Below are 7,496 nucleotides of genomic sequence, written 5' to 3' on the forward strand. Positions count from 1 at the left end.
CTGCCCTGGGAATGGAAGCTCCTGCGCCAAGCCGACGACCCCACCGATCAGCAAGCTGCCTAACCTTCACGCAGCGCTATCATAGCGCTACCCCGCCCCCGCGCGCATGCGTCAATCTGGCGGCCTTCGTCGTATGCGTACGTCAGGCAGGCAGACCCGTGGGATCAGAGTCGTCCCTCAAATTCTGATCGGCGGTCTCGTGAAAAACGGGGATGGCTACCATCAATGACAGCATCAGGCTAACGAGCCCGAATGATAAAACTTCCGAAAGCGGCTCGACGATAGACCAGCGGAGTGATCGGCCAACAAGCCGCGCAACCCACATTAGCTCTGTAAGCACAGAGGCGATTGAACAGGTATGCCTAGCTCTGCGTATTATACGGTCGTGGATCGCGGCCGTCCGGCTTCGCGGTTTCATCTGACTCAATTGCTTCCTTCAGCTATCTGGAGTTCACGTGTCTAACGGCGTCCCGGTGTCGGCAGGTCGGTCTGTTCCCTTCAGAGTTCCCCTTGGCTGCGGTGAAAGCGTCTTCGAGGAAGAAAGGCCTGAGCAATCAGTTAGTTCTGGGGCTTGGGACCCGCGGCTCAGCGCCAGGACGTCTGCTTCTCAAATTGCGCATCAACTGCGCCTTTCCGAGGCGCTGAGGTCACTGATCTTGCAGGCGGGAGCGTGATCGCAGGTCGTGAATCGTTCGGCCCTCACGCCCAATTCTCGACGTCTACTCAGCAACGCCTGATCCAGGCTGCCACCAAGCGACACCATTCTGGCTGAACATGCGCGTTCAGCTACATCAAAGCCGCCCGCCTTCAGGGATCTCGAATGGGAGTCTCGCAGGAGTAGGAGAGTGGCCATGCGCCCTGTAGAGCCGAGCGTGCTCATGGCGCCTGCGAGAACGCCAGCTGCGCAGGGCGTAACGAGCGCCAAACCAGGCGAGAAAGATCAGAGCGAGCAAATGCCATCATCGGGGTATTTTCATCTCGAGCGTTCCTCGCGGATCGTAAATGTCCTCTGCCGGCACCATTACGCCGGCAATGTCTCAGTTCGCGAATCGAACCGCTAGTTGGTACAACTTGACGCTAGGTGCGATTCAAGTCTGGTAGGGGGTCTTGAGAGGTTTGTTCGAATCGAGGTTGCTGCGTCGCTCGGAGCGAAGCGAAGCAATCCAGAGTCTTTCCGGAGAGGCAGTCTGGATTGCTTCGCGCCGACTGTCACGACCTACCGTTCGATCGAATCAGGTGTTCGGTTGTTGTAAGTTGAAACGAATTGCGTGCCCATCTCTTAGCGCTCATGCCGGATTCTGATCAGCATAACGCTCTCATATGTCCCCAATGCGCAAGAGAGACGGGAGCACTCCGGCGCCGCTCCCCGCCACCGGTGGTTCAAGCGCCGAAAATTCCTGCCCGCCTTCGATGTGAACATGTTCAAGGTGCAGACGACGGGGAGCGTTCGGGGAATCTGCAAACCAAAGCCATCCGGCGAGTTCTCGAGAACGGGGAGCTACTCGACCCGCATTTAAAGTGGTGCCGGTCGATCCGGCTTGGCGAACTCCTCACATAGCGCGTCCATTTTCGGACAAGAGATCCGCCCGCGCCAAGGCAACCGACCGGTTCACCCGGGATTATCTGCTGATGTCATCGCGCAGTTTGGCTGGCAACCGCAAATCCGCCTCATCATTCAGCCGGTGACCAATGGACCCAAGGGTTCAAGGTCCATGACACTGCCGGTCATCTTATCTTCAGTTTCAACCTCGAACCCGATCCACCTCTTGATTGTTGTGCGCCATTCCCGCGATTTAAACCTGACGATCTAGCCTTCAAGGCAATCTTTCGTGACGTTGCATCTTTGCGTGACCAACTTGCGGCGGGAAAGTTCGGCAATGTCAAGGTCTCGACTGTCGGTGACATGAACGTGCACCCGGGCCTTGTCGGTGCATCCGCAAAGCCGTTTCGTGATGCGGTCAAAGCTTTGCTGGAAAAGCATCTCTCGCCGCAGCGCCTCAACACCATGGCCGTCATGGGGATTTCACCGCCCGAACCCTGGGTTTTCGTCTCGATGCTAATGGTCCCGCAGGCCGGGTTGAAGCCAGTGCCTGGCCCGACGCTCGATGGCCTTCATGCCGCGCAGATGTTCAGCATCGTCGGCGAGACGCACGTCGTCCCGCGGCCGATCGTGCCCCGTGGCGTGGTGTAGCTGAGTTTCGGTCACCACTGTTCGCCGGCATGGGCCGGATCGGTCAGCTGGCGATTGCCGGGAAGCTGACGGCGGGATCATCGCCCAACGGCGCGATCGTTTCCAGTGTCATGTAGCGTCCACGCTGGACTGCCCATTCATCGTTCTGTTCGAGCAGGATGGCGCCGACCAGGCGGGTGATGGCGTCCTCGTTGGGAAAGATGCCGGCCACTTCGGTCCGCCGCTTGATCTCGCCGTTGACCCGTTCGAGCGGATTGGTAGCCGTCGAGTGCAGCTTGGCCCGGTGCGCGGCCGGGAAGCTCATGTAGGCCAGCACGTCGCTCTCGGCCTCATCGAGGAACGCCGCGAGCTTCGGCAGTATGGGGCGCAGCTGGTCGGCGATGCGCCGCCATTGCGCCTGCGCCGCGTCGGCGTCGTCCTGGGCAAAGGCGGTGGCGATGAAGGCCGAGACTACGCGCCGGCCGCTCTTGCCGGCATGCGCCAGCGCGTTGCGCATGAAGTGGACGCGGCAGCGCTGCCAGCTGGCGTTGAGCACCTTGGCGACGGTGGCCTTGATGCCCTCGTGGGCGTCGGAGACGACCAGCTTGACGCCGCGCAGGCCGTGCCGGGCGAGCTCGCGCAGGAACGCGGTCCAGAACGTCTCGGCTTCGGACGGACCAATATCCATGCCGAGAACTTCGCGCCGGCCGTCACTGTTGACGCCGACCGCGACGATCACCGCAACCGAGACAATCCGCCCCTGCTGGCGCACTTTCACCTAGGTGGCGTCAATCCACAGATACGGCCAGTCGCCCTCGATCGGGCGGGCGAGGAACGCCTTCACCTTATCGTCGATCTCGCCACATAGCCGGCTCACCTGGCTCTTGGAGATGCCGGTCATGCCCATGGCCTGCACCAGATCGTCCACCGAGCGGGTCGAGACGCCCTGCACATAGGCCTCCTGCACCACGGCGGTGAGCGCCTTCTCGGCCATGCGGCGCGGCTCGAGGAAGCCTGGAAGTAGGAGCCCTTGCGCAGCTTGGGAATGCGCAGCTCGACCGCGCCGGCGCGGGTCTCCCAGATCCGGTCGCGGTAGCCATTGCGCTGGGCCAGACGCTCGGAATTCTTCTCGCCATAGGCCGCCCCGGTCTGGCCTTCGACTTCCAGCTCCATCAGTCTTTGGGCGGCAAAGCCGATCATCTCGCGCAACAGATCAGCATCAGGGGTCTTCTCCACGAGCGTACGCAGGTTCATCATGTCATCGGTCATCGGTGGTTCCTCGGTTGCGTTGGCGTGTCGCAACCCGATCCTACCGGAGAACTGCCGGTGACCACCGCAAAGCCGCCCGCCCGCTACGGCGCTATTGGGGGGCGCGCGTCCCGGCGGCTTTGCTCTACCGAGCTACACCACCACCGGGGAGTACGTCATGCCAAGCTGATGAATGCTTGTGGGTGCAAGTCCCATCCGGCCAAAGCCGAAGTAGGCAGGTCGGGACCGAGTCTTGCGGGCGTCGCGGCAACGCGGGGTTCGAAGTGTAGACAGGAGCCATGCGGGGTGCGGGAACGAGCCTCGAAAGGTGGATGTTCACGGAGGCCGAGTGCGTTCCCTAAACACGAAGGCAGCATGAGCATCGTCGTTATGCGAGACGATGCCGCTCCGTCGGGGTCGATGGCCGGATCACGCATGGAAGGTAATCATCGGAACATGAGAGGCCCGACCGGGTCCATTGGATTGGTCTCCAATGGGGGACGGCGGCAAGGCACTGCCGGAGCCGCGGTCCGAGCTGAGGTCGGGAGTCGGACTGATCCATAGTACCTTGAAGTCGTCGAAGGTAACGAGACGCATGGAGGGAAGGGACCAGCCCGAGGGGAGCCTGCGTGAGAAGGTCAGGGTCCGGACACAGAGCCGGGTCGCCTTGCCGAACCTCGCGCGGGTGAACGCGGCGGCCAAGCAGGCTGCCCAAACCCGGTTCACGGCCCTGCTGCACCATGTCGACGAAGCCGCTCTCCTTCGGGCGTTTCGGCGACAAAAGCGGCAGGCCAGCGCGGGGGTCGATGGGGTGACGGTGGCGAAGTACGAAGAGAGGCTGGAGGATAACCTCCGCGATCTCTGCGAGCGCGTCCACACCGGTCGCTACCGGCCGCAGCCGGTGCGGCGGGTCTACATTCCCAAAGCCAGGTAAACGGCTTCTCGGTGAGCCGGCGCTAGAGGACAAGACCGTCCAAAGCGCGGTGGCCGAGGTGTTGAGCGCCGTCTACGAGGCCGAATTCCTGGGGTTCTCCTACGGCTTCCGGCCGGGGCGTAATCCGCACATGGCGCTTGATGCTTTGCATACAGCGATCATGAGTCAGCGCGTGAACTGGGTGCTCGATGCCGACATTCGCAGCTTCTTGGATGTTGCGTCATACTACACCTTCAGTTTTTTTTGAGAGGGTCGAAGAGGTCCGGAGCAACTGCAGGTACTTGAATTCGAATGCCTTTTGCCCGTCCGCGATAGACGTGAACGGCCTTGAGCTCGCCGCGCTTTACACGTTGCAAGATGGTTTGCCGCGAGACGCCGAGTAGATTCATGGCCCTGAACATCTTCACGTAACCTTCGGGCGCGCTCTCCACAAAGCGCGACCGCAACTCGTCATTGATACGGATGCGCCACGGCGCGCCAGGTGTGATCTGCTCTCCGGCAATGAAGCCATCGTTGAGGCAGCGATGCAAAGTAGAGGGTGCGATCCCGAGAGCGCGTGCTGCTTTCTCGATCGTCATGCACTCGCCGTCCTGCACTTGCAGTTTCGGCTCGAAGCACGGGATCTCCCACTGCGTCCGCAGGCTCGACACACGATTTGCCGTAAACGACAGTCCTGTGGCCGTTGTGCGGCCTTGGCGATTGAGGATGCCGGCGATCTTGGTGTCGGGATAATGTGCAGCCAGTCGCCGCAGCAGATCGATCATATCGTCGGCGGTGCGGATCGGCGATGGATGCGAGTGCGGCAATGGGACATTAACTTCACTGAAGAGACCGCCGCGCCAACGCAGCGTCAGGTGAGCGTTGTATTTATCGCGCTCGACTCTCAAGGTGACATCGTCGAGCAGCGTGCGGAGCAACTCCTTGCGATCGCGATCGCTCGTCGTGGGAGCGAACCAGATACGCTTGAGGTCTTTACCGAGTGCAAGGATCGCGTCGCGTTCTTCGTGCGTAAGCGAGCGCGGTCGCGCATGTTCGCGGTCCGAGAGTTTTGATTCGGCAGTCTTCAGTTCCAGCAGAGCGCTTTCCCATTCTGCTTCGAGTCCACGCGCGACGAGTCTATTCTCCGGGTCCACGGCGCGATAGCGTCGCTCGGCGCGCTGCGCGTTGTAGCGCGCACGCTCGACGTCGCGACGGAACTGCGCGAGAGTCGTCTCGTGATCGGCGTCGAATTGCTCGATCGCCTGGAGCGAGGCTTCCAGGCCTGCGGGCGCGAGAGGCGCAAGGAACGCTTCGGCGATAGCCGCATCGATCTGCACACCGCCGATGTTGAGGCAGTACTCGCCCCGGCCGTTGACGATGTTCTTGCCGGCGCAGTGATATCCGGGCGCCGAGAACCGGCCGCTGTAGTGTACGGCCAGGCGCCGACCGCAGTGTCCGCATACGGCGAGGCCTTGCAGGAGTGCTGCGCCTTCTCTCACGGCACCCCCGCTCTGGTGCGGTCGAGGACGGATGTTCTGCGCCAGGCGCTTCTGGTTCGCCTCGAAGGTATTCCAATCGATGTATCCGGCATGATGGTCACGAATGAACACCGGCCACTGCTCGCGGTCGCGTTGTCTGATGCGCTTTCGGATTCGACCGCCCGCATCGAGATAGCATGTCTGCTGGGTGCGGCCATACACATAAACGCCGGCATAGAACGGGTTGGTGAGGACCTGGTGGATCTTTGTGTAAGTGGGGGCGACCCAGCGGAGATCGACAAGGCTGTTGGAGTGCAGCGGAAAGCGCAGGCCTTGCGAGCGGAACCACAGCCACACGCGTCGTGCCGAGCCGAATTCGGCAAAGCCGTTGAAGACAGCATGGATCGCGGCTTGCACCGACTCGTCAGGATGCAACAGCACCTCCCCGTCGGCGTCGCCCCGTACCAGACCCACCGGCAGCCCGCGGTGCAGTTCTCCGCGTGCGGCCTTGTTGCGGATGCCACCGAGCAGCCGCGCACGCAGCACATGCAGCTCTGCCTCTGACATCGTACCTTTGAGCCCGAGCACCAGGCGGTCATTGAACAAGCCCGGATGATAAATCCCATCTCCATCACCGATGAGCGTGTGAGTCAGGCCACATAGATCGAGCAGACGGTACCAATCAGCATTATTGCGCGTTAGTCGCGAGACTTCCAAGCCGAGCACGATGCTCACCTGGCCGAGGCCGACCTCCGCGGTCATACGCGCGAAGCCGGTGCGCTCGGAAAGGCCGGAACCGGAAATACCGAGGTCCTCATCGATGACCTTCACCTGATCGCGTCGCCAACCAAGCCGCGCGGCGCGTTCGGCTAACAAGTACTGACGGGCAGTGGACTCGCGATTATGCTCGACCTGCGTCGTACTGGACTGACGCACGTAGACGATTGCGCATCGGCGTAGGTGCTCAGCGGTGATCTTGCTCAGTTCGTTCATCGTTGTGATCTCCGGCAGTGGCGATTGCTCGGGCGATTAGTCGGGCGAGTCGCAGCACGAGATGTGCGCGCTGCTCTTTATCGAGGGCCCCCATACGGGTACGGCCCCGCGCTGAGGTGGTGGGTCGAGAAAGCTTAGCTGCTGCATGGCTGTCCTCCGATTCCGGTGGCGGGACAGTATGCGCGGCATCCAATTGCCGCCGCAAAGCGTCGACGATCGTCCGGGCGTGCAGCAGCTCGGCGTGGGAAGCCAGGAGTGCCGCTCGAGCGCATTGCGGGCTTGCACGCGGTAAATGTTGTGCGATAGGCAGATCTGTCCACGCGGCCGGTACAAGGGCACGGGTACCATCGGGCAGTACAAGCGTCAGATGAAGTTCGCCGCGTCGATGACACCAGCCAAGCACATTAAGCGCAGATCCCTCAAAGGGATGGCGCGACCGAACGATGGTTACCTGATCGGGATAGTCGTCGAGATGATGAGCGCGGTGGTGGGTAGTCTGTCGAGTAGTCTTTCGACTCGGTCGACCACGAGTGGCTGTTGCGGATGGTGGTGCACAGGATCGCCGATCCTCGTATCCTACGGCTCATCGGGCTGTGGCTGCGAGCTGGCGGTCTTGAGAGCGGCGAGAAGCAACAGGCGGACAGGGGCACGCCGCAAGGGGCAGGCATGGCTCCCTGAACGCAAAAGATAACTT

The 7,496-nt window shown here is 61.6% G+C and carries 4 protein-coding genes and 1 pseudogene; 3 read left to right on the forward strand and 2 right to left on the reverse strand.

The genetic code is table 11. The annotated features are described in order from the left end of the window. The first annotated feature begins 1,843 nt into the window (after positions 1-1,843). Positions 1,844-2,191 (forward strand): hypothetical protein, encoded by a 348-nt coding sequence (locus tag FXV83_RS44720; protein ID WP_235940601.1) that lies wholly within the window; start codon positions 1,844-1,846, stop codon positions 2,189-2,191. Positions 2,192-2,234: 43 nt separating this feature from the next. Here the strand turns inward: FXV83_RS44720 and FXV83_RS41010 are convergent. Then, positions 2,235-3,439, reverse strand: a pseudogene (locus FXV83_RS41010) (IS256 family transposase). A gap of 646 nt (positions 3,440-4,085) precedes the next feature. Here FXV83_RS41010 and FXV83_RS44725 point away from each other — a divergent pair. Then, positions 4,086-4,352, forward strand: a complete 267-nt coding sequence (locus tag FXV83_RS44725; protein ID WP_235940602.1) for a hypothetical protein — start codon at positions 4,086-4,088, stop codon at positions 4,350-4,352. A gap of 49 nt (positions 4,353-4,401) precedes the next feature. Further along, complete coding sequence (locus tag FXV83_RS44730) at positions 4,402-4,599, forward strand: hypothetical protein (RefSeq protein ID WP_235940603.1); 198 nt, start codon at positions 4,402-4,404, stop codon at positions 4,597-4,599. Here FXV83_RS44730 and FXV83_RS41020 read toward each other — a convergent pair. Next, the gene (locus FXV83_RS41020; RefSeq protein ID WP_148745714.1) at positions 4,586-6,802 is read right to left on the reverse strand and encodes a recombinase family protein; all 2,217 of its coding nucleotides are present in this window, start codon (positions 6,800-6,802) and stop codon (positions 4,586-4,588) included. The genes FXV83_RS44730 and FXV83_RS41020 overlap by 14 nt on opposite strands. Between the last annotated feature and the right edge of the window lie 694 nt (positions 6,803-7,496).

It is taken from the genome of Bradyrhizobium hipponense, from assembly GCF_008123965.1.
Taxonomy (GTDB): domain Bacteria; phylum Pseudomonadota; class Alphaproteobacteria; order Rhizobiales; family Xanthobacteraceae; genus Bradyrhizobium; species Bradyrhizobium hipponense.